Raw genomic sequence first — 24949 nt, forward strand, 5'->3', positions numbered from 1 at the left:
TCATCCCAAAACGCGCGAACCCGGCGCCCGCGATAATGAGGCGGCATCCAATCCCATATCCCGATCGGCAGGCCGCTGACACAATGTGAGGACGAGGGCCGAGCGGTACGAGAGCGTTCCACCCTTCGGGCCCGCCATGCCCGAGGGTGAGGCTCGGCGGCTCGCGACGGTCCACGCCGCCTCACGGGACGAGGAGTGACGCCGGTGCCGAGGAGGGATGACCCCGCTGCGCTGGAGCGGCTCTGCCGCGAGTATGGAGATCATCTCTACGACTACTGTCAGTCGTTGCTCGATGATGAGGACGCGCTGTCGGCGACGGTGGGGGCGTTGTACGGGGCGGTGGCCCATACCGATCGGTTGTACGACGCGACGCGGTTGCGGGCGTGGTTGTACGCGCTGGCGCGGGCCGAGTGTCAGGCCCGGCTTGCCGGGGTGGTCCACAAGGGGTCTTATGCCCGGCAGGGCCGGGGTGGTTCGCCGGAGCTGGGTGTGGAGGTTCTGGCGTGTCTGGAGCCGCGTGAGCGGGAGATCCTGGATCTGACGCTGCGCCATGGGTTGAAGTCCGATGAGGTGGCCCGGGTGCTGGACATCTCGGTGGACGCGGTGGAGGGCGCGGCCCGCATGGGGCGGCGCAACGCCGAGCGGTGGCTGGCGGCGGTCATGGACGCCCGGGGTGAGCGGCCGCGGTGTGCGGTGCTGCCGGGGCTGGTGAAGTCGTGGGCGGAGTCGCCGACGCGGCTGTTGCGCGCGCACATCACCCGGCACATCCGTTCGTGCAAGCAGTGCGGGTCGGCCACCTCCGGTGTGACGATGACCGCGTTGATGACCCGGATGCCGATCCTGGCGGGTCCGGCGCCGGCGGAGCGGTTGTTCTCCGGCGCGGACGCCTCGTTCACCGCGGCCGAGACGCGTACCGAGAGCTGGCATCCCGATGGGTTCCCGGTGCAGCCGGACGCGTTGGAGGATCCGCCGCCGGCGCAGGCTCCGCTGTCGGTGGAGGAGGGGTTCACCCCCGAACGCCGCGAGGGCGCCAAGGCCGAGCCGGAGTTCTGGGAGCCCGATCCTGAGGCGGACGACCCGGAGAGCCGGATCCGCTGGGGGCGGGTGTCGCTGGTCACGGTGGTGTCGGTGGCCTCGGCCGGGGTGATCTGGTCGCTGCTGTTCGCGCCCACCGGCGCCCAGGGCCCGGTCGATGTGGAGGCCGCGGGCGGCACCGTCGTGGTCAGCCCCGGCGAGTCCCTGCCGCCCCTGGTCGACTCCCCGCCGCCGCCCATCGGCGCCTCCATCCCCATGGAACATTTCGGGAAGACCGGGTCCAAGCCGGTCACGCCACCGCCGGCCGCCTCCCACCCCTCCCCCACCCCCAAGGGCGAGAAGTCCTCCCGCCAGGCGGACGACGGCTCCGGCGGCCCGCCGTCCAAGACGGCCACCGCGCCCGCGCCGCCGTTCCTCAGCGCCCGCGGCACGGTCGACGTGGGGTACGGCCGTGAGGGCGTCGCGGCGATCGAGTCCCGGGCCGGGACCATCCGCTGGAGCGCGGCCGGTTCCGCCTACGTCGAGGTCTCGCCGGCCGCCGGCACCCTCGCCCACGGCCGGAGCGGAGCCTTTCGTGTCACGCTCCACGGCCTCGCGCCCGGCACCCCCGCCGACTGCGGCAGGCAACTGGGCACCTACGTGACCATCAACTGGTCGGGCGTCAACAAGGGCGCCCAGGGGTCGGGCAGCGCGACGGTGACCGTCACCTACAAGAAACGCTGCCCCTGACCGGCGGCGCGACGAGACCGCTCACCACCGCTCACCACCGCTCACGACCGTCACGTCACGCCGTCGCCCGTCGCCGGCGGCCCGGGGCGGCGCCGGGTGGAGCCGGCGGAGCGGGCGACGCGGAAGCCCACGTCGTCGATCTGGAGCGTCGGGTGGCTGCGGCGCCGCACCGAGGCCCGGCAGCTCCAGTTCTCATCGAACCAGCCGCCGCCGCGCAGCACCCGATAGGTGCCGTAGACCTCGGGATCGTAGAGGTCCCAGCACCACTCCCAGACGTTGCCCAGCATGTCGTACAGGCCCCACGGGTTGGGCATTCTGCCGCCGACCTCGTGAACGCGCTCACCCGAGTTGCCGCGATGCCAGGCGATCTCGTCCAGCGGCCCGTACCGCGCGCCGGTCGTACCGGCACGGCAGGCGTGCTCCCACTCGGCCTCGGTGGGAAGCCGGTACCCGTCGGCGGACGCGTCCCACTCGACGTCCTGCGCGTCACGGCCCACGTGCTCCGCGTCAGGGCCGATGCCCTCCGCGTCACGGCCGGCGTGCTCCGCGTCAGGGCCGAGGCGATAGGACGGCGTCAGCCCCTCGTGCCGGGACAGGGCGTTGCAGAACCGGACCGCGTCCCACCACGACACGCCCTCGACGGGCAGCGCGCCGCCGTGCGCGGCGCTCGGCCGCTCCCCCGTGACCCGCGCGTACAGCGCCTGGGTGACCGGGTGGGCCGCGAGCAGGAACGGCGGGACCTCGACCTGCCAGCTGTGCCGCGTCCGCCGGTCCGACAGCGTCACCCGCCCCGGCGGGACGTCGATCAGCTCGGCGCGCGCGCTCATCCCCATGTGGGCGGGCGGCAACGCGGCGGAAGTGGGCATATGGGGCATCCTCTCAGCGGCCGTTCCACCCGGGCGACCGGATCAGGGCCGGTCCGGCCGGGGGCCGGCCTGTTCGTCCTCGGCCGGGAGTTCGAGCACGGCGCCCGCCCCGCCGGACGGCCGGCGCGGGCGTCCGGGGCGCCGTTCCCATTGCGCGCCGAAGGCGAGGATGTCGGCCCGGGCCCAGAGCTTGCCCGCGGCGAGGACGTACAGGGGCGCGGGAAAGTCCGGACGCTCGGCGAGCTGGTGCACGCGGGCGCGCGAGACGCCGAGGATCTCGCCGGCCTCGACGGCGCCCACCAGGTCACGGCGGCCCGGGTCGCGGCGGGCGAGGTCGGCGAGGGCGGCCAGCAGCAGCTCGGCGGTGTCCCAGTCGCGGCGGCCGTCCTCGCCGAGCCGGACGGCGAGTTCGGTGACCTCGGCGGCGGTGTGCCCGAGGGCCGCGGCGACGGTCCTGGCGGCGAGAAGCAGATCACGGCCGCGCGGGGTGTGCCTGGCGTCCATCACCAAAGCATCTCAAAACTCTATAAACGTCGCAATGATTCCCCGGCGCGACGGTTTTCGCCGCCGAGGGGCACGAGGTGCATAGCGGCTCAAGGCGCATAAGGGGACGGCGAGAAGGCCGGCGGGCCCCGTGGACACCATGAACACCGGTGGCACTATAATGAACAAAAGTTCGCCTAGCGAACACAATCTGACTTCCGACAGCGCGCCGGCGGGTCTCCGCCCGCCTCGGCGCGAGGGCGAGGGACATGGCCGACATCCGTACGCTCCCCGAAGCGGTGGCGGAGCTGATCCACGACGGCGACGCGGTCGCGATGGAGGGCTTCACCCACCTGATCCCGTTCGCCGCGGCCCACGAGGTCATCCGGCAGGGCATCACCGACCTGACGCTGATCCGGATGACGCCAGACGTGATCTACGACCAGCTCATCGGCGCCGGTCTGGTCAAGAAGCTGGTCTTCTCCTGGGGCGGCAACCCCGGCGTCGGCTCGCTCCACCGGTTCCGGGACGCGGTCGAGAACGGCTGGCCGCGTCCGCTGGAGGTCGACGAGCACAGCCACGCCGGCATGGCCAACCGCTACGTCGCCGGCGCCTCGGGGCTGCCCTTCGCCGTGCTGCGCGGGTACCGCGGCACCGACCTGGCGAGCCGCACCGACACCGTCGCCACCGTGACCTGCCCGTTCACCGGCGAAGAGCTGGCCGCCGTCGCGGCGGTCAACCCCGACGTCACCGTCATCCACGCGCAGCAGGCCGACCGCGACGGCAACGTCCAGCTCTGGGGACTGACCGGGGTGCAGAAGGAGGCCGCGCTGGCCGCCCGCCGGGTGCTGGTCACCGTCGAGGAGATCGTCGACACGCTGCGGCCGCACCCCGGCGGCATCGTGCTGCCGGGCTGGGCGATCACCGCGGTCGCGGAGGCGCCCGGCGGCGCCCACCCCTCCTACGCGGCCGGCTACTCGGTCCGCGACAACGGCTTCTACCAGGCGTGGGACCCGATCTCCCGCGACCGCGACAGGTTCACCGCATGGCTGCGGGAGAACATCACGCACGTCGACGGAACACCGAGCGAAGGAGCGGCCGCCCGATGAGCGACTGGACGCCGGACGAGGTGATGACCGTCAACGCGGCCCGTGCCCTCGCCGGCGCGCGCACCTGTTTCGTCGGCATCGGCCTGCCGAGCACCGCCGCCAACCTCGCCCGCCGCACCTGCCGCCCCGACCTGGTCCTGATCTACGAGGCCGGCGCGCTCGGCGCCAAGCCGAGCCGGCTGCCGCTGTCCATCGGGGACGGTGAGCTGGCCGAGACCGCGGACGCGGTCGTCTCGGTGCCCGAGATGTTCAACTACTGGCTGCAGGCCGGGCGCATCGACGTCGGCTTCCTCGGCGCGGCACAGCTCGACCGGTTCGCCAACATCAACACCACCGTGGTCGACCGAGGCCCCGGCCGTCCCGAGGGGCGCCTCCCGGGCGCCGGCGGGGCTCCGGAGATCGCGGCGAGCTGCGGCGAGGTGCTGATCGTGCTGCGTCACTCGACCCGCAACTTCGTGGAGCGGCTCGACTACACCACCTCCGTGGGCCACGGCTCGGGGCGCGGCGACCGCGGGCGTCTCGGGCTGCGCGGCAGGGGCCCGGTCGCCGTCATCACCGACCTCGGCATCCTGCGCCCCGATCCTGAGACCGCCGAGCTGATCCTGACGGACCTGCACGCCGGGGTCACCGTCGAGCAGGCCCGCGCCGCCACCGGCTGGCCGCTGAAGACCGCCGACCAGGTGGCCGCCACCCCGCCTCCCACCGGCGACGAGCTCGCGACGCTGCGCGCCCTCAAGGCCGCCTGAGATGATCACCGTGATGATCGCCGTGCTCGCGACGCCCGGAACCGGCCCTCTGCCGGCCCGGGCGCGACCAGCCTCGAAGAAGGGCCGCACATGAGCGACGTGTACATCGTCGACGCCGTCCGCACCCCGTTCGGCAGGTACGGCGGCGCGCTGTCCAAGGTCCGGCCCGACGACCTGGCCGCCCACGTCGTGCGGGCGCTCGTGGACCGCAGCCCGGAGCTCGACCCCGCCCGCGTCGACGACGTGTTCTTCGGCAACGCCAACGGCGCGGGCGAGGAGAACCGCGACGTCGCCCGCATGGCCGTCCTGCTGGCCGGGCTCCCGGTCACCGTCCCCGGCACGACGGTCAACCGGCTGTGCGGCTCGGGGATGGAGGCCGTCATCCAGGCCGCCCGCGCCGTCGCCGCCGGGGACGCCTCCATCGCCGTGGCCGGCGGCGTCGAGTCCATGTCGCGCGCCCCGTACGTGCTGCCCAAACCCGAGCGGGCGTTCCCCGCGGGGCACCAGGAGATGTACTCCACGACCCTCGGCTGGCGCATGGTGAACCCGCGCATGCCGGCCGAGTGGACGGTCGCCCTCGGCGAGGGCGCCGAGCTGATCGCCGGCAAGTACGGCATCAGCCGCGAGCGCCAGGACGCCTTCGCCCTGGCCAGCCACGAGAAGGCGGCCCGCGCCTGGAAGGACGGCGCCTACGCGGGCGAGATCGTCCCGCTTGACGGCGCCGGGCCGGCCCGCGACGAGGCGATCCGCGACGACACCTCCATGGAGTCCCTGGCCCGGCTCAAGCCGGCCTTCCGCCCCGACGGCGGCACCGTCACCGCCGGCAACTCCTCTCCCCTCAACGACGGCGCGGCCGCGCTGCTGCTGTGCGACGAGGAGGGGCTGCGGGCCGTCGGCCGCGAACCTCTCGCCCGGGTCCGCGCCTCCGCCGTCACCGGCATAGAGCCGCAGTTCTACGGCCTGGGCCCGATCGAGGCGGTCAGGCGGGCGCTGGCCCGCGCCGGGAAGGGCCTTGAGGAGCTTTCGGTCTTCGAGCTCAACGAGGCGTTCGCGGCGCAGGCGCTGGGCTGCCTGGGCGAGTGGCCCGGCCTCGATCCGGCCATCGTCAACCCCCGCGGCGGCGCCATCGCCATCGGCCATCCGCTGGGCGCGTCCGGAGCGCGCCTGGCCGGGTCCGTCGCCCACCAGCTCGCCGCCGCCGGCTCCGGCACCGGTCTCGCGGCGCTGTGCATCGGCGTGGGACAGGGCATCGCCCTGGTCCTGGAAAGGTAGCGACGACACATGCCCACCACCCCCGAGCCCGCTCCCGGCACCAGTGAACCCACCGGCGGCCCTGGACGCCCCGCGGCGCCGCCCACCCAGGAGGTCATCAGCGCGGAGATCGCGCGGGCGCGGCAGGACTACGTCAAGGCCGTGGAGGGCGGCGCGGCGCGCCGCGACCACCCGGGCCGCGACTACGCGCCGTACCGCAGCGCCGTGCTGCGCCATCCCCGCCAGCCGCTGGTCAGCGTCCACGACCCCGAGGCGGTGGAGCTGAGCGGCCCGGTGTTCGGCGTCACCGACGTCACCGACCTCGACGGGGACCTCACCCGCCAGCACCACGGCGAGCCGCTCGGCGAGCGCATCCACGTCACCGGGCGCGTGCTCGACGGGGCGGGCCGGCCGGTGCGCGGGCAGCTCGTCGAGATCTGGCAGGCCAACGCCGCGGGGCGGTACGCCCACCAGCGCGACCAGCACCCGGCGCCGCTGGACCCGAACTTCACCGGCGTCGGCCGCTGCCTCACCGACGACGAGGGCCGGTACGCCTTCACCACGGTCAAGCCGGGCGCCTACCCGTGGCGCAATCACGACAACGCCTGGCGGCCCGCGCACATCCACTTCTCGGTCTTCGGCACCGCCTTCACCCAGCGGCTGGTCACGCAGATGTACTTCCCAGGGGATCCGCTGTTCCCCTTCGACCCCATCATGCAGTCGGTGACCGACGACGCCGCCCGCGAACGCCTCGTCGCCCGCTACGACCACGACCTTTCGACCCCCGAGTGGTCGCTCGGGTACCGGTGGGACATCGTCCTGTCCGGCCCCTCCGCGACCTGGATCGACGAGGAGACCGCATGACCCCGCCGCCCACCCCGTCGCAGACCGTGGGCCCCTTCTACGGGTACGCCCTGCCGTTCGCCAAGGGCGAGGACATGGCCCCGGCCGGGCACCCCGACGCCCTCACCCTGCACGGCCGGGTCTACGACGGAGCCGGTCAGCCCATCCCCGACGCCCTGCTGGAGTTCTGGCAGCCCGCCCCCGACGGGTCACGGGCCGGCGCGCCCGGGTCGCTGCGGCGCGACCCGGTCACCGGCGCGGTCATCGGCCGCACCGGCGTCGGCTTCACCGGGTTCGGGCGCGTCGCGACCGACGCCGACGGCCACTACACGCTGCGCACGGTGCCGCCGGGCGGCGTGCCGTACATCTCGGCGTGCGTCTTCGCCCGTGGTCTGCTGCACCACCTTTTCACCCGCGTCTACCTGCCCGAGCTCACCGACCCCGACACCGAGCCGCTGCTCGTGTCCTTGCCGCCGCATCGGCGGGCCACGTTGCTCGCCGTCGCCGAACGCGAGAAGGTCTATGGGTTCGACATCCGCCTGCAGCACGACGGCGTGCACGAGGAGACGGTGTTCCTTGCCTTCGACCGATGACGGGCCGCACGCCTCGGATGACGAGACGGCTCGCCTTGCCTTCCGCTGACGGGACGGGCCGCCGTGCCTTGGACTGACGGGACGAGCCCAGGCGGGCCGGGGCCCGGCGATCCCGCGGACGTGGGACTGCTCGGGCCGGTCGGCGCGGGCTCGGCGGTGGAGGCGGCGACCGGGGACGCCGCGTTCGTCCGCGGCATGCTGGACGCCGAGGCGGCGCTCACCCGGGCCCAGGCCGCGACCGGCCTCGCTCCGGCGTCCGCGGCCTCCGCCGTGACGGCGGCGGCCGACGCCGGCCGGTACGACGTGCGCGACCTGGCGTTGCGCGCCCGGTCCGGCGGCAACCCGGTGATCCCGCTCGTGGCCGACCTCACCGCCGCGGTCGCCGCACGCGATCCGGATTCGGCCCCGTACGTGCACCGCGGCGCCACCAGTCAGGACATCTGGGACACCGCGCTGATGCTCGTCGCCGGCCGGGCGCTGGAGCCCATGCTGGCCGACCTGGAGCGTGCGGCACGGGCCTTCGCGGAGCTGGCCGCCGCGCACCGCGGCACCCCGATGGCCGGTCGCACGCTCACGCAGCACGCGGTGCCGACCACGTTCGGGCTCAAGGCCGCCGGCTGGCTGACGCTGGCCGCCGGCGCGCGCGACCGGCTGGCGGCCGTCCGGGCGGCCCTGCCCGCCCAGCTCGGCGGCGCCGCGGGCACCCTGGCCGCCTTCCACGCCTTCGCCGAGACCGCCACCGGCCACTCCCCCGCGCCGGGCGACGTCCCGTCGTCGGCGGGCGGCGTTCCCACCGCGAGCGGCGTTGCCTCCGCGAGCGGCGTTCCATCGGCGGATGACGTCCCCCCTGCGGGCGGCGATGGCGGTGACATCGGGGTGCGGCTGCTGTGCGCCTATGCCGCCGAGACGGGGCTGGCAGAGCCACCGCTCCCCTGGCACACGTTGCGGGCCCCCGTCGCCGACCTCGCCGGAGGGCTCGCGTTCGCCGCAGGAGCCCTCGGCAAGGTGGCGGCCGACGTGCTGGTGCTCTCGCGCACCGAGGTCGGCGAGGTCGCGGAGGGCGAGGGCGGCGGGTCGTCCGCCATGCCGCACAAGTCCAACCCGGTGCGGGCCGTGCTGATCGCCGCCGCGGCGCGGCAGGTTCCCGCGCTGGCCGGCGTGCTGTACGGCTCGCTCGCCGCCGAGGACGAGCGTCCCGCGGGCGCCTGGCACGCCGAGTGGCGGCCGCTGCGGGACGCCCTGCGCCTGACCGGCGGCGCCGCCCTGGCCGCCGCCGAGCTGGCCGAGGGCCTGCGGGTGCGTCCTGACCGCATGAAGGACAACCTGGGCCTGACGGCCGGGCTGGTGGTGGCCGAGCGCCTCACCATCGTCCTGGCCGGTGTGATCGGCCGCGACCGGGCCAAGCAGGCGGTGACGCGGGCGTCCCGCCGGGCCGCCGAGGAGGGCGTCCCCCTGGCCAAGGCCATCGCGGCGGAGCCCGCCGTGGCGGCGGCCCCGGGCGCCCTTTCCGGGGAGGAGCTGGGACGGCTCGCCGACCCGGCGGGCTACCTCGGCTCCGCAGGCGCCCTCGTGGACCGGGCCCTCCGGCACGGCCGGCCGTCATGAACAGAAACGCCCCGGCAGGGGAAGAACGCCCGCTTCGCCTCGTCCGGAGGGTTCCGGCGTCGTGACAGCGGATACGGCCGCCCGCCGGGAAGGGCTCGGGGGAAGAACCCGGGTGTGCTCCACCCCTGGTCACATCGAGAGGACATCATGATCGCCGCCGCACCGCGCCTGCTCAACCACCGCGTGGACGGGCCGGGCACGGCCCCGCCGCTGGTGCTCGGGCCTTCGGTGGGCACGAGCCTGGCCGTATGGGAATCGCAGGTTCCGACGCTGGCGCACCACTACCGGGTCGTGCGCTGGGATTTCCCCGGGCACGGCGGCTCGCCCGCCGGCCTGCTGCCCGACCTGGCGCCGGGAGCAACCACCGTCGCCGACCTCGGCCGGCTGGTCCTCGAACTCGCGGACGCGCTCGGCCTGGACGCCTTCGCCTACGCCGGCGTCTCCCTCGGCGGGGCCGTCGGCGCCTGGCTCGCGGTCCACCATCCCGAGCGCGTGACCTCGCTGGCCATGGTGTGCTCGTCGGCCCGGTTCGGTGAGCCGGAGGGCTGGCGCGAGCGCGCGGCTCTGGTGCGCGCCAAGGGCACCGCACCGGTCGCCGAGACCGCCGCCACGCGCTGGTTCACCCCCGGCTTCGCGGCCGAACCGGCCGCGCTGGCGCTGACGGAGGACCTCCGGGCGGCCGACCCCCAGGCCTACGCCGCCTGTTGTGACGCGCTGGCGGCCTACGATCTGCGCGCCGACCTGGCGCGGGTGAGCGCGCCGACGCTCGTCATCGCGGGCCGGGACGACCCGGCGACGCCGCCGAGCCACGCCCGCGAGCTGGCCGACGGCATCCGGGGAGCCTCGCTCACCGAGGTGGCGCACGCCGCTCACCTCGCCGGCGTCGAGCGCCCGGCGCCCGTCCTGGCCGCGATGCTCGCCCATCTGGCCGCCACCGTTCCCCTCGGTCCTGGGCGCTCCGCCGGCGAACCCGCTCGCCCGGCGGCCGGCCGGACCGGCGGCGGGGACGCGCGGTACGAGCAGGGCATGGGGGTGCGGCGGGCCGTGCTCGGGGACGCCTACGTGGACCAGGCCGTCGCCCGGACGACGGACTTCACGGCGCCGTTCCAGGACTTCATCACCCGCTACGCCTGGGGTGAGATCTGGACCCGTCCGGGTCTGAGCCGGTACACCCGCAGTTGCGTGACGCTCACGGCCCTGGTGGCGCGCGGTCATCTGGACGAGCTGGCCATGCACGTGCGCGCCGCGCTGCGCAACGGCCTGACCCCCGAGGAGATCCGGGAGGTCCTCATGCAGACCGCCATCTACTGCGGGGTCCCGGCCGCCAACTCCGCCTTCGCCGTGGCCGCCCGCGTGCTCGCCGACGAACAGCGAGAAGGACCCGAAGAACCGCCGTTGTGACGATGCCACTGCGAGGCCATTGCGGGCGCGGACCCGCGAAGGGCCGGGGCGCGAAAAAACAAGCCGGGGCCCGCGCCACGAAGGCGCGGACCCCGGCTTGTGCGGCGCGGTGTCAGGCGGGAACGATGTTCTCGGCCTGCGGGCCCTTCTGGCCCTGGGTGACGTCGAAGGCCACTCGCTGGCCCTCGCGCAGCTCACGGTAGCCGCCCTGGGAAACGATGTTGGAGAAGTGGGCGAAGACGTCGGGGCCGCCGCCGTCCTGCTCGATGAAGCCGAAGCCCTTTTCCGAGTTGAACCACTTCACGGTGCCAGCAGCCATGTCGATCTCCTTCAGATAGCAGTCGCCGGAATCCGCCCTGTGCGGATTCGTCGTCGCCGCGTGTAAGCCCATCCGGAGATGACCGGTAAACAAAAAATGCACCTGAAGGTCAGAATGCCTGTCAGGCGCACCAAACGTTCGCATGGGTACCACAACTGCAACTGCTTCCACCGTAGCACACCTTGCGGCCGTGCCCCCAACGGAGCGGATCACGCGGCGCCCGCGCCGCTCTCGCCGCGATCCCGTGGACCGCGTGATCGCGGGCGGCCCCGCGTCACACGCGCCGCCGTCCGGCGCGTGCGGGCACGGGAACGCCGTATCAAGGCGATCATCCCCAGGCAGGAGAACCGGCCTTGGACCGACCATCCCCCACCAGGCGGGAGGACCGGTCCTTGCGCCGATCATCCCCCCAGATGGGAGATCCGGTCCTTGAACAACGTCGTGGCGATGGCGGCCTTGCCGGGCTGGCCGCGCAGGAACGCCTGGGCGAACTTCTTGGCCTGCTCGTACTCGACCTTGCCCGGCATCGGCGGCTCGTTCGGGTCGACGTCGACGTCGAGCAGCGCCGGCCCCTGGTAGGCGAGCGCCTCGGCCACGGCCCCGGGAAGGTCCTCCGGCGCGGTCACCTTGCGGCCGTACCCGCCGCACGAGCGCGCCCAGCCGGAGAAGTCGGAGGCCGGCGAGCCGAAGCGGACGCCGTGCTCGGGGTAGCCGAGCACCATCTGCTCCCACAGGATCTGGCCCAGCGAGCCGTTGTTGTTGACCACGACGGTGATCGGCAGCCCGTACCTGGCGGCGGTGAGGAACTCGGCCATGAGCATCGCGAACCCGCCGTCGCCCACGTACGCGATCACCTGCCTGCCTGGGTAGGCGTGCTGCATGGCGATGGCGTACGGCAGCCCAGGGGCCATCGAGGCCAGGTTGCCCGACAGGTAGAAGCCGCGGTCGCCGCGGATCGTCCAGTGCCGTGCCGCCCAGGTGGCGACCGTGCCGGAGTCGCAGGTGAGGATGGCGTCGTCGGAGGCGGCCCGGTCGACGCACGCCATGAGGTACTGCGGGGCGATCGGGTGGCGGCCGGGCGATTCGAGATCCGCCATCCTGCTCCGCCAGGCGTCCATCGCCTTCTGGTACTTCTCCAGGTGGCCGCGGTCGTCCTTGCGGGTCAGCAGCGGCAGCAGCGCGGCCAGCGCCTCCCTGGCGTCGCCGATCATCGGGACGTCGGTGGGCAGCCGCGCGCCCGCCCGGGTGGGGTCGGCCTCGATCTGCACCACGCGGACCTTGCCCGGTTCGGGCAGGTGCTTGGTGTAGGGGAAGTTCGTGCCGGCCATCAGCAGCGTGTCGCAGTCCTCGACGAGGTCCTCGCCGGGCCGCGTCCCGAGCAGCCCGATGCCGCCGACCGCGTACGGGGAGTCGTCCGGGATGACGGCCTTGCCGGGCAGGGTTTTGATCACCGGCGCGCCGAGGGCCTCGGCGACGGCGAGCACCTCGCCGCGGGCGTGCAGGGCGCCGGCTCCCGCCAGGATCGCCACCCGCTCGCCGGCGTTCAGCACCTCGGCCGCGGCCCGCAGGTCCTGCTCGCGCGGCGTACCCGGAGCGGGAAGGTAGATCGGCGCGGTGCTGGGCGGCGCGACGGGCCCCATGTGCTGGTACGGATCGGCGTCCGCGGCGGCGACCTGCACGTCGTTCGGCAGGGTCAGGTGGGCCACTCCCCGCCGGGCGTAGGCGGTGCGGATGGCGAGGTCCACCACTCCGGGCAGCTGGGCGGGGTTGTCGACGACGAGGTTGTACTCGGCGACGTCGGCGAACACCTGCTCCAGGTGGACCTCCTGCTGGTAGGAGGTGCCGAGGACGCTGGTCTCCTGCATGCCGGTGATGGCCAGCACCGGCTGGTGGTCCAGCTTGGCGTCGTACAGGCCGTTGAGCAGGTGGATGCCGCCGGGCCCCGAGGTCGCGAGGCACACCCCGATGCGGCCGGTGGCCTTGGCGTGGCCGGCCGCCATGAACGCGGCCGCCTCCTCGTGGTGGACCAGGACGAACGTGATCCGGCCGGAGTGGCGGCGCAGCCCTTCCATGATCCCGTTGATGCCGTCACCGGGCAGTCCGTAGACCGTGTCGACTCCCCAGGCGATCAGCCGTTCGATGAGTACTTCAGAGGCGATCTGCGTCATACCTGGCCGCATGCCCGGTGCTCGGGCTCTAAACAACGCGCCGGGGGTTCACGATCGGCCTTTTACCGGCTCGCCGTGACGGTGCCGTGGCGGCCGGCGGGCCGCCACGGCACCGCCGGGTCAGCGGGCGGCGGACGGGGTCAGGCGCAGCTCGAAGGCCGCCGGGGCGAGCCGGAGCTCGTGCCGGTCGGGAAGCGCCGGGCCGCACGACGCCGAGCCGATGCCCCGCTGGGCGAGGTCGACGTGCAGGTACAGCACGTCCTCCGGCTCCAGCGAACCCTCGTGCGCCGTGCCGGCCAGGCGCTGCGGGGAGTGACGCGTCGCGGTGAACGCGAAGCGCGGCTCGCCCGACACCCGGATCCCCCCGGCCGGACCGGCGGCCTCCACCCAGACGACGTCGATCCGCTGCCCGTTCTCCTGCGGCCTGGCGTACGGCGTGTGCAGGTCGCCGACGGCGCTGCCGTACCTGCCGAACCTGGAGGCCGCCCGGGTGTCGGCGTACGCCTCGCCGGGGCCGCCGCCGAGCCAGGTCACCGAGTCGAACGCGGCCGGCAGCTCGAAGGTCCAGCCGAGCCTGGCCACCGGGAACGCCCAGGCGCCCTGCGGGGTCACGCTGATCGACGCGGCCAGCGTGCCGCCCTCGGTCCGCCACCGGTAGCTGGTCAGGACGCCGTCGCGCAGCCCGGCCGCCGCGGTCCGCACCGTGAAGCTCACCCCGCCGGGCTCCTCCTCGGCGGAGATCACCCGGTGGGTGAGCCGGTGCAGGCCGTACGCCTCCCAGATGGCGGCGATGGTCGTGCCTTCCGGCCGGCGGCCGAGCCGGTCGTTGTCGGTGGGCGCGCGCCACAGCTCCAGCCGGGGGCCGGCGACGGGTGTGCCCGCCAGCTCGCACAGCTCACCGCGCGTCAGGTCGAACACGGCCGCGCCGAGCCGCAACAGGCTCCCCTCCCGCCGGACGGCCGCGGCGCCGCCCGGAGTCCCGCCCGCCCCTGGCCCGGCGACCGCCTCCCGCGAACCCGGCTCCTGGCCGCCGCCGACCGCCCGGTCCTGGCCGCCCTCCGGATCGTGGCCGCCCGCGCGGTCAGGGGCGCCGAGGGGGATCTGGCCCCAGGCGACCTGGTGGCCGGCGGGGGCCCAGGTCGTCCCGGCGGCCAGCCGGGCGCTCAGGTTGAGGAAGGACCACCCGGCGCCGGCGAGGGCCGCCGCGTCGGCGGGCACGTCCAGCTCGGCGCTCTCCCACGGGGACAGGTCGGGCACGGCGAGCACGCCCTTGCCGACCTCGACGCCGTCCACCTCGACCGACCAGAGGAACTCCAGGTGGGAGAGCCCGATGTGGTCCTGGACGTTGCGCACCCTGAGCCGTCCGGGGCCGGCGGCCTCCATGCGCACCGGTTCGATGATCTTGGCGTACTCCACCATGCCGGGCGAGGGCGTCCGGTCGGGGAACATCAGCCCGTCGCACACGAAGTTGCCGTCGTGCGGCGACTCGCCGAAGTCGCCGCCGTACGCGAAGATCGGCCTGCCCTGGTCGTCGGCGGCGGCCAGGCCGTGGTCGATGTACTCCCACACGAACCCGCCCATGCACCGGTCGCTCGACTCCAGCAGCTCGCGGTACTCGGTCAGGCCGCCGGGGCCGTTGCCCATGGCATGCGCGTACTCGCACATCAGATACGGCTTGCCGCGCCTGGCCGCGTCCTGGGCGGCGTCCGCCAGCGGCGGCTCGCCGCGACCGGCGATGGCGGCGACCGCCTCGGGCGCGGGGTACATCTGCGACCACACGTCGCTGTAGCGGGTCTGCTGGTCCCCCTCGTAGTGCACGGGCCTGCCCGGGTCCGCCCGCTTGGCGAAGGCGTACATCGCCGCCAGGTTGGCGCCCGTGCCGGCCTCGTTGCCGAGCGACCACATGACGACGCTCGGGTGGTTGCGGTCGCGGGCCACCATGCGGCGCATGCGGTCGACCAGCGCCTCGCGCCACATGGGCTCGTCTGACGGGTTGCCCTGCCACCCGCCGGACTCGAAGCCGTGGGTCTCAAGGTCGCACTCGTCGATCACGTACAGGCCGTACCGGTCGCACAGCTCCAGGAAGTGCGGGTGCGGCGGGTAGTGGGAGGTGCGCACGGCGTTGACGTTGTGCCGTTTGAGCGTCAGCACGTCGTCGAGCATGTCCTGGGCGGTGAGGGCGCGCCCGCGCCGGGGGTGGAACTCGTGCCGGTTCACCCCGCGCAGCAGCGTCCTGCGGCCGTTCACCAGGAACGCGCCGCCGTCGATGGTCACGCGGCGGAAGCCCACGGGGACGGTGACCGTGCCCGCGGCGGTGGCGACCACGGCCTCGTACAGCCGGGGCGACTCGGCGCTCCACGGCTCGACGGGGCCGGCCGCCAGGTCGACGCCGGTGCGGCCGGACAGGCCGAGCTGGGCCACCTCCACCGTGGCGGGCGCGTCGGACTCCACCCGGAGCACGCCGTGGCCGGTGGCCGGCTCGTAGTCGGCGTGCACGACGACGTCGGACGGCGCCCCGGCGGGCAGCAGTTCCAGGACGACCGGGCGGTACAGGCCCGACAGCCACCACATGTCCTGGTCTTCGGCGTAGGAGGCCGCCGACCACTGGTGCACCCGCACCGCCAGGACGTTGTCCCCCGCCGCGACGTGGGCGGTGACGTCGAACTCCGCGGGCAGCCTGGACCCGACGACCAGCCCGAGCGGCCGGCCGTTCAGCCACACCGCGGCCGTGGAGTCGACGCCCTCGAAGCGCAGCACCACGCGCCCGCCGGCGGCCACGGCGTCGAGCCAGCCGGCGCCGACCTGGAAACGCCGCCGGTAGGAACCGGTGGGGTTGTCGCCGGGCACGTGCGGCGGGTCGACGGGGAAGGGGTACTGGACGTTGGTGTACCAGGGGCGGCCGTGGCCGTGGAGCTGCCAGTGCGCGGGCACCGGCAGCTCGTCCCAGCCGCCGTCGTCGAACTCCGGCTCGGCGAAGCCGGACGGCGCCCCGGCGGGCCGGTCGGCCCAGTGGAACCGCCAGGGCCCGTCGAGGGCGACGCGCGGCCCCGGGCCGGCGGGGAGCGCCGCCCTGGGGGCACGCGTGCCGACCGGCGGGCCGGTCCAGGTGATGTAGGGGGGCGAACCCTCCGGTGACAGATCATCGGAGATCAGGTCGGGCAGATCGCGCGGCACTGTTTGTCCTCTGGTCGTCGGTCGTCGGCTTGGGCTGGGGTCTCGGTCGCCGAGGGGGATGAACCGGTACGGGATGACGCTAACGGCCGTCGTCCGCCGGCGCGACGACCGGCCCGCGCCCGCCGCCGGTCACCTCGAACGGCCGGGCGGGGGTCAGCCGGACTGCGGGGTGCCGGACGGGGGCAGGAGGCCGGCGGGGTCAGCCAAACTGCGGCAGAAACCCGGCGGGGATCACCCCGGCTGGGAGTCAACCAGGCTGGGAGTCAGCCGGGCTGGGGCTGGAGGCCGGCGAGGGTCGCCTCCGCCTGGCGGAGCAGGAGCGCCGCCCCCTGGGCGCCGGCCACGACCATCGCCTGCCGCAGCGGCAGCGACGCCTCCTCCGCGCGGGCGCCGGACGCGAGGAGCGCCAGCCCCCGCAGGTGCAGGTTCTTGGCCTGGAAGGCGCGCTCTCCGGTCCGGACGGCGATCTCCTCGGCCTCGTCGAGCCGTGCCAGCGCCTCCAGCGGCCTGCCGCACCGGAGCTCCTGCGCGGCCAGCATGCCGAGGAAGCAGGGCAGGTTGAGCAGCGTGCCGGTGCGGGTCAGGTCGGCGATGCCGTCTCTGAGCCGGGCGATGCCCGCGCCGTCTCCGAGCTCCGCCTCGGCCCAGCCGGCCAGGATCGAGCCCATCACGCTGATCGGGGTGATGGAGTACCTGCTCACCCGGTCGAGGGCCGCGGTGGCGTGCCGCCAGGTCAGGCGCGCGTCCTGGCGCAACCACGCGAGCCGCGCGGCGAAGATGAGGGCCAGGCTCTCGGGCACCGGGCCGTCCAGCGTGGCCGCGTGCTCCCGCGCCTCCCGGTCCAGGCGGTCGGCCTCGCCGTCGTCCCCCCGCAACGCGGCGGACAGCGCGGCGATGGACCTGCCGTGGACCCGCGGATCGTTGAACCGCAACGCGGCCGCCACCTCACCCGCGCGGCCGGCGAGGTCGACGCTCGACGCCAGCAGCTTGCTCGCCAGGTGCTGGTCGCCCCGGAAGAAGGCGATCATGCCGCGGCCGTGGACGGCGGCGAGTCCGGCCAGCGTGTCCTCGGTGTGCTCGGCGAGGTCCAGCGCGACGCGTTCGGCCTCCTCCAGCCGGCCGCCGTTGGTCGCCGCCACGCACAGCCCCCACGCCGCGGGCACCCATTGGGCGCTCGGCAGCGCGCTGCGGGCGATCAGGTCGCGGGCGCGCAGGAACGCCGCGCGGGCGTGCGCGCCGGCGTACCCGTGCCTGCGGGCGAGCAGCGCGCCGAGCCGTACCTGGATGCGCAGCTCCTGGTCGACGCGTTCCTGCTCCCCGGGCAGGGCCCGCGCCAGTTCGACGGCGCGCCGCAGCAGCGTCTCGGCGTGCTCGTGGGCGAGGGTGCTCTGCGCCCGTCTCGCCGCGGCCCACACGTGCGGGAGCGCGACCGCCGGGCCCGCCACCGGCCACGCCTCCCACAGGTGGTGGGCGACCTCGTCGACGTCCGCGCCGGCCCGCAGCAACGCGAGCCCGATCTTCTCGTGCACCCGCGCCCGCCGCACCTTGCCGAGCCCGCCGTACACGGTCTCCCTGACCAGGGGATGGGCGAACCGGTAGCGGCCGACCGCGGCGGGGTCCTCCACGAGCAGCCCGTCGGCGACGGCGGTCTCCAGGCTCTCCAGCAGACGGTCCTCGTCCAGCCCTGTGACGGCGCGCAGCGGCGCCATGCCGAACTCCTGCCCGGCGACGGCCGCGGCCGCGAGCATCTCCCGGGCGTCGCCGGGCAGCCGGCGCCAGCGGCGGCGGATCACGTCCCGCACCCCCGCCGGTACCTCGCGCTCCAGCCGGAGGCGGACGTCCTGGTCGCTGAGGGCGGGTTCGCCGTCCAGCAGGCGGACGAGCTCGGTGACGAAGAACGGGTTGCCTCCGGTGCGCTCGTGCAGGACGGCGAGCAGTTCGGCGGAGACGGCGCTCGCGGTGTGGTTCCCCACCAGCGCGGTGACGTCGTCGATGTCCAGCGGGCCGAGCTGCAGCCTGCGCGTGCGGCGTTCCCTGACCAGGGACGCCAGCAGGCCGCCGACCGCGGGGGCGTGCTCGTCGTCGCGCAGCGTGGCGACGAGCAGGACCGGCGAGCGCCGCAGCTCGGCGGCGAGGTAGGCGGTGAGCTGCGCCGAGGGCGGGTCCGCCCAGTGCAGGTCCTCGAACACCAGCGTGAGCGGCCGCCGCTTGGCCAGTTCGGCGACGACGCGGGCGATGGCGTCGTAGACGGGGACGCGGATGAGCTCGGAGTCCACGCGCCGCAGGTCGGGGTAGGCCGGCCCGGGGGCCTCCACCAGTGTGGGGACGAGCGGGGCGAGCAGCGGCGCGTGCGGGCGCGCCGCCTCGGCGAACGCCTCGGGCCGCTCCTCGGCGAGCCGCCTGAGCAGCTGCACCCCCAGCCAGTACGGCGGCGTCGCCGCGTCCTCCACCGCACGGCTCCACACGACGAGGGCTCCGTGCGCCTCCGCGCGCGCGGCGACCGCCTCGGCCAGCCGGGTCTTGCCGATCCCCGGCTCGCCGACCAGCAGGATCGTGCGTCCCTCTCCGTCGAGCGCGGCCCGCAGGTCGGCCTCGGCGAGGGCCAGCTCCGGGCCGCGGCCGATGAGCGGCTCGCCCGGCGCCGCCGGGGAAGGGGCTCGTCGCGGCGGGTTCACCGGCGCCGGCACGGGCGGCGCGTGGTCCAGGGAAGGGGACTGGCGCAGGATCTCGTCGAACCGCCGGCGCAGCGCCGGGCACGGGTCGACGCCGAACCGGTCGGCCAGCGTCAGGCGCACCCTGTGGAAGGCGTCCAGGGCCTCCGACTGGCGTCCGGCCCGGTACAGGGCGAGCATGTGCAGCGCCACCAGGCTCTCCCGCAGCGGATGGTCGGCCGTCAGCGCCTCCAGCGCGTCGAGCACCTCGTGGTGCAGTCCGAGCGCGAGCAGGCTCTCGGCGTGCGTCTCCATCGCGATCAGCCGCAGGTCGCCCAGCCGTTCGGCCTCCTGCCGGGCGAACGCGTACTCGGCCAGGTCCTCGTACGGCGTCCCCCGCCACAGGCCGAGCGCGTCCGACAGGACGGCCCGGGCGTCCACGGCCCGCCCCGTGGCGAGCAGCAGCCTGCCCCGCTTGACGGCGTCTTCGAAGACGAGCGCGTCGACCTGGTCGCGGCCGGCGGCCAGCATGTACCCGGGCGGCCGGGTGACGATGACGCGGGGAGGCTCGCGCGGGCCCCTGGACGGCTCGACGATGGTGCGCAGGTTCGACACGTACGCCTGCACGGTCCCGGTCGCGGTGGGAGGCGGGGAGCACTCCCAGACCTCCTCGATGACGCGGTCGAGCGAGACCACCTGACCGACGCGGGTGAGGAGCACCGCGAGGACCGTTCGCTGTTTCCGGGAACCGAGTCGCAGCGGCCGGCCCTCCTCGGAGACCTCGAGCTGTCCCAGGACGCGGAACTCCATTGGCCCCCCTTGGGCGGGCGTACCATTTATGTCCATGCATAGGCGGTTAACGCCGCCGGAACAAGCGGATATACGGCCACGCATTCGGACACGGCCCCCGCCCCGCGCGATGGGGACGATGACCGGCACTGATCGCCTACTAGAGGTTTCAAGCGCCTTGCAAGGCGCACCGGCCAGGCTCTCATGCCGACGTGCCACACGCCCCCTCGGGGGAACTGGAACGACCGACGACGCCACGGAGGAGGGCTGTGAGCGGGGCACAGGTGGAGATGGTCCGGACCGCGGGGGACGACCCGGAGTCATCGTTGCTGGCCGGGGAACGCTCGCTGTACGACGAGGGCGATCTGCGGGCCGGCCGCCGATGGTTCGACGCCGCCTACCGCGCGGCGCAGCGCCGGGGCGACGTCGACGCGATGGCCCGCGCCGCGCTCGGCCTCGGCGGTCTGTGGGTGCACCAGCACCGCACGGCCGCCGACGCGGCCATGGTGCGGGTGCGGCAGCGCCACGCGCTGTCGCTGGCCGACCCGGCGTCCTCGTCCGCGCTACGGCTGCGGGCCAGGCTCACCGGCGAGGAGGACTACCGCAACGGCGGGCACGCCGCGATCCTCGCCGTGGTCGCGGAGGCCAGGCGGGCGGGCGACCCGGTGGCGCTCGCGGAGGCGCTGAACCTGGCCCACCACTGCCTGCTCGGCCCCGGACATGGGGAGCTGCGGCGCCGCCTGACCCAGGAGCTGATCGAGGTCGCCTCGGTCAGCGGCCGGCACAGGGACATGCTGATGGGCCTGTTGCGGCAGACGATCGACGCCTTCGCGCATGGTGACCCGCACGTCGATCGGCGCCTGGGTGAACTGCGGGCCCTGCTCGCCCGCCGCGACCACCTGGCGGTCTCGTTCGTCATCAGCTCGATCGAGGTGATGCTGGTCATCCGCGACGGGCGGCTCGCCGAGGCCGAGACTCTCGCCGCCGCGTCCGCCGTCCGCGGCGCGGCCGCCGGCGACCCCGACGCGGTCGGCTGGCACCGGGCCCAGCTGTGCGTGATCCGCTGGTACCAGGGCCGGATCGCCGAGCTGGTCTCCGTGCTGTCGGAGATCGTCGGCTCGCCGCACCTCAGCGCGGTGGACAACTCCGTGTTCTCGGGCCTCGCCGTGGCGGCGGCCTCGGCGGGCGACCGGCACCTGGCGGCCGCCATGCTGGCACGCCTGCACAACGGGGACCTGGCCCGCCTGCACCGTTCGAGCAGCTGGCTGATGACCATGTTCGGGGTGGTGGAGGCGGCGCACCTCCTCGGCGACGCCGAGACCTCCGCACAGGCGTACACCCTTCTCGCGCCGTTCGCGCACCTGCCGGCGGTCACGAGCCTGGGCGTCGCCTGCCTGGGGTCGGTGCGGCACTGCCTGGGGGTCGCCTCGCTCACCACCGGCGACCTGGACCGGGCCGTGGAGCATTTCCGCGCGGCCGTCCGAAGCAACCTGGCGCTCGGGCACCGGCCGGCCGTCGTGCTCTCCCAGGCGCGCCTCGGCCAGGCCCTGGCGCTGCGCGACGGCCCCAGGGACGAGGCGGCCCGCCGCGAGCTCGCCTTCGCCGCCCAGGAGGCGGCGGCCCTCGGCATGACCGTGCCGGGCGGCCCGGAAGGCGGCCCGGCCGCCCGTCCGGCCGCCGGGCGGCGCGCGCCGGCCGCCGGATGCCGGCGGCGCGGCGCGCAGTGGGTGGTCGAGCTGGGCGGCCGGACCGTGGTCGTCGACCACAGCGTCGGCATGGGGCATCTGGCCGTGCTGCTCGCCAACCCCGGCTATGAGGTCTCCGCCGCCGACCTGGCCGCGGGCCCGCGGCCCCGGGACGCCGAGACGTCCCGGTCGCCGGTCCAGCCCGTCCTGGACGAGACCGCCAGGCGCGCCTACAAGCGGCGGCTGTCCCGCCTGGAGGAGGAGATCGAGGAGCACGAGGCGATGAACGACCACGAGCGCGCCGCCGCCGTGCGCGCCGAACGTGACTGGCTGATCGCCGAGCTGACCTCCGCCACCGGCCTGGGCGGCCGTGCCCGCGGGTTCGCCGGCGACGAGGAACGCGCCCGCGTCGCCGTCGGCAAGGCGATCCGCCGCGCGCTCAACCGCATCACCGAGGCCGACCCCGTGCTCGGCGGCGAACTCCGCGCCACCGTCCACACCGGCCATCTGTGTTCCTACAAACCCGGATGACCGCCCGGCCCGGCCCCGCGCCCGCACCCTCCGGCGCGCCGGGCCCGGCCGCCTGCGACGACGTGTTCACTCGCCCTCCTCCCGCTCGTCTCCGTACGCCGGGAGCGCGGGGACGGGACTCGGATCGGTCATGGCCACGACCACCTTCCGCGGCCTCTCGTACGGGCGGCGGCCGTGGGAGATCAGCATGTTGTCGATCAGCAGGACCTCGCCTGCGCTCCAGCGCTCGGCCACGGACTCGGCGGCGAACGCCCGCCTGATCTCCTCCAGCGCGGACTCCTCGATCGGCGTGCCGTCGCCGTAGAGCGCGTCGCGGGGCAGATCCTGCGTGCCCGCGGCCGCCGCGCGGACCTCGGCGGCGAGGCTCGACCGGTGGAACAGGTGGACCTGGTTGAACCAGACGGCCTCGCCGGTCACCGGGTGGGCCACCACCGCCTTGCGGACCTGCCAGGTGCGCAGCCGCCCGCCGGTGAACCACTCATAGGAGATCCCGGCGTCGCGGCAGGCGCGTTCGACCTCCTCGCGCCGTTCGGTGTCGAAGGCCTGCTGCCACGACACGTTCGACCCGCCGTAGTTGCGCACGTACCGCACGCCCCGCTCGGCGAACCGTGACCGCAGGGCGGGAGGGATGCGGCGCAGGACCCGGCGGCCGTCGGCGAGCGACGTCTCACCGCCCGCGGCCGCCGCGTACTGGCAGTAGAACCACAGTTTCATCGGCCACCGCGAGCGATAGGCCATCTCGTTGTGCTGCGGGACGATCCGGCCCGGCCGGTATCTCATGGAGACACAGACGCCGCCGTCGCGGCCGTCCCCCTCGTGCCAAGCCGATTCGTCCGCTCGGCCGGGATGCGGGGACAGGGCGCCGGAGACGGCCTCGAATTCGGCCAAGGTCGTGACGTCGAACCGCTGGAAGCGGATCGCGCCGTGCTCTCCCAGCAGCCTCTCCACCCGTTCGCGGTTGTCCTTGAGCCAGCGCGCCAGGTCCACGCCGGGGACGCTCGGGCGGACGAGCACCGACAGGCCCGCCGTGATGTCGACGGTGACGGGGTCCAGGTCGGTGAGCCGGAGCGGGTGGCACCGCGGTCCGTGGGCCGGCACACCCCGGCCGGACGTGGCCCGAGTGGTGGTGTCAATGCTCATGGGTGCCCTCCATAAGTCCTGATGCCGTGTGGCGTTTCCGTCTCTCCTCCATGCGCCGACCCCGTGACGCGCCGGGGAAAAGTCCCCGCCCGGTCGTACGGGCGATGACCGTTACGCCGTTCACTCCCGACTGAAATGTCCGTCGGCCGCCCTAGTCAGATAGGCGTTCCATCGCGTTCCATCGGCGCGCGCGGTGAGGACCGGATCGAATAAGCGGAATCCAGACATCTAAAACGACTTACGGTGCTATAGCGATATCAAAGGGACATCACTGTATATGACCAACCTATAACCCACCGACCGGGCCTGTTCCCGCGTCGACCTGGCACTCCAAGCGCCCATGGATCATTTCATCGCGACTACTCAGAGTGCAAAAAACCGAAAAAAGTGACTCAGTGCCACGAAGTTACGATGAAGGCCAAGATGTACGAGATCTTGCCGATTGGTCAGCATCTGCGCGATCTTGCCGATTGTCATCCTCGAAGAGAGATAACGGATGCCGAGGCGTTTCCGGCCGCGAGACCGGCGCGCCCTTGCCGCCAGCACTCGCCACGGCGCCCGCCACGGTCACCATGGTGCGCGCCACGGCGCTTGCAACTCCGTCCGGCCCGCCGCCGCAACCGCCCGCCCGGCGGCGGACCCGGCGCTCAGGGGCGGTGGTGTCCTGACCCGCGCTTAACCGATAGCGACTTATGGTGCTATATCGACATCAATGGGACACCATCACATATGGTGCCGCCCGATATCCCGCCGACCGACTCCGCTTCCCGCTCCGACCTGGGGCTCGAAGGGCTTCCGGATCATGTCATCGCAGCTACAGGCGCTGTAAAAAACTGTAAAAAATGCCTCATTGACACGAACTTGTGATCAAGGTCACGATGTCCGCGATCTTGCTGATTCTCCTCCTCGAAGAGAGATAACGGATGCTGAGGTGTTCCTGGCCGCGAGGCCGGCGCGCGCTTGCCGCAGTGGTGGTGGTGGTGGTGGGGGCGCTACTGCAGGCGGGAGCGCCCACGATGGCGTTGGCGTCGGACGGCGCCGAACCGAAACCCCCTGGCGACCGGCCGAGCGTATGGCAGCGGGCATCGGCGGAAGCGGCCAGGACCGGCGAGCGAGCCGAGGTGACCGAGGCCCGTACGGAGTTCACCACCACCTACGCCAACCCCGACGGCGGAACGTTCCGCCTGGAACAGTCGACCGCGCCCGTCCGGGTCAAGGCCGCGGACGGCGCGTGGGTCGCCCCCGACGCCACGCTCCGGCGGCAGGCCGACGGAAGCGTGGCCCCCGTGGCGGCGGCCGTGCGCATGGCCTTCTCCGGGGGCGGCGACAGCGCCCACCTCGTCGAGATGACCCGCGACGGCCGCACCCTCGCCCTGGGATGGCCGGGAACCCTGCCGGAGCCCGTGCTGGACGGGCCGAACGCCACCTACCGCGACGTGCTGCCGGACGTCGACCTCAGGATGACCGCGACACCCGAGGGCTTCCGCCAGGTCCTGGTGGTCAAGACCCCGCAGGCCGCGAAGAACCCCGCGCTCCAGCGGATCGACTACCCGATCAGCTCCTCGGGGCTGAAGGTGACCAGGACCGAGGACGGCGGCATGTCGGCGACCGACGGCAACGCCACCGCCGTCTTCTCCTCGCCGCCCGCCGCCATGTGGGACTCCACCGGTGACGCCACCGCCGGCGCCGCGCGGCGGCGGTCCCCGGCGCCCGGCGGGGGGGGGGCCCCCCCCGCCAAGACTGTCTTTTCTGCCCCCCCCCCAGCTCCCACCGCCTTTCCGTTGCTTGCCCCCCGGGCGCGGCGGCGCTCCTTTCTTGGGACCCCCTCGGC

General features: G+C 74.0%; 16 protein-coding genes and 1 pseudogene. 10 read left to right on the forward strand and 7 right to left on the reverse strand.

All coding sequences use genetic code 11. The annotated features are described in order from the left end of the window. The first annotated feature begins 204 nt into the window (after positions 1-204). Positions 205-1764, forward strand: a complete 1560-nt coding sequence (locus ACZ6QO_RS22785) for an RNA polymerase sigma factor (protein ID WP_465853590.1) — start codon at positions 205-207, stop codon at positions 1762-1764. A 50-nt stretch (positions 1765-1814) separates the two neighbouring features. On the opposite strand, the gene ACZ6QO_RS22790 is transcribed toward ACZ6QO_RS22785, so the two are convergent. Together ACZ6QO_RS22790 and ACZ6QO_RS22795 are read right to left on the reverse strand one after the other, a co-directional pair. Continuing rightward, complete coding sequence (locus tag ACZ6QO_RS22790) at positions 1815-2630, reverse strand: formylglycine-generating enzyme family protein (protein WP_465853591.1); 816 nt, start codon at positions 2628-2630, stop codon at positions 1815-1817. A gap of 42 nt (positions 2631-2672) precedes the next feature. Beyond that, positions 2673-3134 carry a hypothetical protein gene (locus tag ACZ6QO_RS22795; RefSeq protein WP_465853592.1) on the reverse strand — a complete coding sequence of 154 codons (462 nt, stop codon included), beginning with the start codon at positions 3132-3134 and terminating at the stop codon, positions 2673-2675. A gap of 248 nt (positions 3135-3382) precedes the next feature. Between ACZ6QO_RS22795 and ACZ6QO_RS22800 the strand changes: the two genes are divergently transcribed. From ACZ6QO_RS22800 to pcaDC, 7 genes are all read left to right on the forward strand, one after another. Beyond that, positions 3383-4222, forward strand: a complete 840-nt coding sequence (locus tag ACZ6QO_RS22800) for a CoA transferase subunit A (protein ID WP_465853593.1) — start codon at positions 3383-3385, stop codon at positions 4220-4222. After that, positions 4219-4968, forward strand: coding sequence for a CoA-transferase subunit beta (locus tag ACZ6QO_RS22805; RefSeq protein WP_465853594.1), 750 nt, complete (start codon positions 4219-4221; stop codon positions 4966-4968). The genes ACZ6QO_RS22800 and ACZ6QO_RS22805 overlap by 4 nt, the downstream gene beginning before the upstream one ends. A 90-nt stretch (positions 4969-5058) precedes the next feature. Next, a complete protein-coding gene (locus ACZ6QO_RS22810; RefSeq protein WP_465853595.1) occupies positions 5059-6240 on the forward strand; it encodes a thiolase family protein in 1182 nt (393 codons plus the stop codon). A gap of 9 nt (positions 6241-6249) precedes the next feature. Then, positions 6250-7083 (forward strand): protocatechuate 3,4-dioxygenase subunit beta, encoded by an 834-nt coding sequence (gene pcaH, locus ACZ6QO_RS22815; RefSeq protein ID WP_465853596.1) that lies wholly within the window; start codon positions 6250-6252, stop codon positions 7081-7083. Beyond that, complete coding sequence (pcaG, locus tag ACZ6QO_RS22820; protein ID WP_465853597.1) at positions 7080-7655, forward strand: protocatechuate 3,4-dioxygenase subunit alpha; 576 nt, start codon at positions 7080-7082, stop codon at positions 7653-7655. Before pcaH ends, pcaG begins: the two co-directional genes overlap by 4 nt. Before the next feature lie 120 nt (positions 7656-7775). Beyond that, positions 7776-9260 (forward strand): lyase family protein, encoded by a 1485-nt coding sequence (locus tag ACZ6QO_RS22825; RefSeq protein ID WP_465853598.1) that lies wholly within the window; start codon positions 7776-7778, stop codon positions 9258-9260. A gap of 147 nt (positions 9261-9407) precedes the next feature. Next, on the forward strand, positions 9408-10661 hold the full coding sequence (gene pcaDC / locus ACZ6QO_RS22830; protein WP_465853599.1) for a bifunctional 3-oxoadipate enol-lactonase/4-carboxymuconolactone decarboxylase PcaDC: 1254 nt from the start codon (positions 9408-9410) through the stop codon (positions 10659-10661). 112 nt (positions 10662-10773) lie between these two features. On the opposite strand, the gene ACZ6QO_RS22835 is transcribed toward pcaDC, so the two are convergent. From ACZ6QO_RS22835 to ACZ6QO_RS22850, 4 genes are all read right to left on the reverse strand, one after another. Then, positions 10774-10980 carry a cold-shock protein gene (locus ACZ6QO_RS22835; protein WP_380838312.1) on the reverse strand — a complete coding sequence of 69 codons (207 nt, stop codon included), beginning with the start codon at positions 10978-10980 and terminating at the stop codon, positions 10774-10776. 401 nt (positions 10981-11381) lie between these two features. Then, positions 11382-13148, reverse strand: coding sequence for a thiamine pyrophosphate-dependent enzyme (locus ACZ6QO_RS22840; protein WP_465853600.1), 1767 nt, complete (start codon positions 13146-13148; stop codon positions 11382-11384). Positions 13149-13268: 120 nt separating this feature from the next. Beyond that, the gene (locus ACZ6QO_RS22845; RefSeq protein WP_465853601.1) at positions 13269-16322 is read right to left on the reverse strand and encodes a glycoside hydrolase family 2 TIM barrel-domain containing protein; all 3054 of its coding nucleotides are present in this window, start codon (positions 16320-16322) and stop codon (positions 13269-13271) included. 263 nt (positions 16323-16585) lie between these two features. Continuing rightward, entirely contained in the window at positions 16586-19783 is a 3198-nt protein-coding gene (locus ACZ6QO_RS22850; RefSeq protein ID WP_465853602.1) for an ATP-binding protein, read from the reverse strand. A 248-nt stretch (positions 19784-20031) separates the two neighbouring features. On the opposite strand from ACZ6QO_RS22850, the gene ACZ6QO_RS22855 reads away from it, so the two are divergent. Then, positions 20032-21978 (forward strand): hypothetical protein, encoded by a 1947-nt coding sequence (locus tag ACZ6QO_RS22855; RefSeq protein ID WP_465853603.1) that lies wholly within the window; start codon positions 20032-20034, stop codon positions 21976-21978. Positions 21979-22044: 66 nt separating this feature from the next. Here the strand turns inward: ACZ6QO_RS22855 and ACZ6QO_RS22860 are convergent, their stop codons facing one another. After that, a complete protein-coding gene (locus ACZ6QO_RS22860; RefSeq protein ID WP_465853604.1) occupies positions 22045-23118 on the reverse strand; it encodes a TauD/TfdA family dioxygenase in 1074 nt (357 codons plus the stop codon). Positions 23119-24134: 1016 nt separating this feature from the next. Between ACZ6QO_RS22860 and ACZ6QO_RS22865 the strand changes: the two are divergent. Next, positions 24135-24949, forward strand: a pseudogene (locus ACZ6QO_RS22865) (hypothetical protein); the annotation flags it as partial.

It is taken from the genome of Sphaerisporangium sp. NPDC049457 (genome assembly GCF_055586705.1).

Excerpts from the sequence above, each read along its gene's own strand:
- ACZ6QO_RS22790 (WP_465853591.1), bottom strand. The coding sequence starts at position 2,630 with ATGCCCACTTCCGCCGCGTTGCCGCCCGCCCACATGGGGATGAGCGCG.
- ACZ6QO_RS22810 (WP_465853595.1), top strand. The coding sequence starts at position 5,059 with ATGAGCGACGTGTACATCGTCGACGCCGTCCGCACCCCGTTCGGCAGG.
- ACZ6QO_RS22860 (WP_465853604.1), bottom strand. The coding sequence starts at position 23,118 with ATGAGCATTGACACCACCACTCGGGCCACGTCCGGCCGGGGTGTGCCG.
- ACZ6QO_RS22795 (WP_465853592.1), bottom strand. The coding sequence starts at position 3,134 with ATGGACGCCAGGCACACCCCGCGCGGCCGTGATCTGCTTCTCGCCGCC.
- ACZ6QO_RS22800 (WP_465853593.1), top strand. The coding sequence starts at position 3,383 with ATGGCCGACATCCGTACGCTCCCCGAAGCGGTGGCGGAGCTGATCCAC.
- pcaH (WP_465853596.1), top strand. The coding sequence starts at position 6,250 with ATGCCCACCACCCCCGAGCCCGCTCCCGGCACCAGTGAACCCACCGGC.
- pcaDC (WP_465853599.1), top strand. The coding sequence starts at position 9,408 with ATGATCGCCGCCGCACCGCGCCTGCTCAACCACCGCGTGGACGGGCCG.
- ACZ6QO_RS22805 (WP_465853594.1), top strand. The coding sequence starts at position 4,219 with ATGAGCGACTGGACGCCGGACGAGGTGATGACCGTCAACGCGGCCCGT.
- ACZ6QO_RS22840 (WP_465853600.1), bottom strand. The coding sequence starts at position 13,148 with ATGACGCAGATCGCCTCTGAAGTACTCATCGAACGGCTGATCGCCTGG.
- ACZ6QO_RS22850 (WP_465853602.1), bottom strand. The coding sequence starts at position 19,783 with ATGGAGTTCCGCGTCCTGGGACAGCTCGAGGTCTCCGAGGAGGGCCGG.
- ACZ6QO_RS22835 (WP_380838312.1), bottom strand. The coding sequence starts at position 10,980 with ATGGCTGCTGGCACCGTGAAGTGGTTCAACTCGGAAAAGGGCTTCGGC.
- pcaG (WP_465853597.1), top strand. The coding sequence starts at position 7,080 with ATGACCCCGCCGCCCACCCCGTCGCAGACCGTGGGCCCCTTCTACGGG.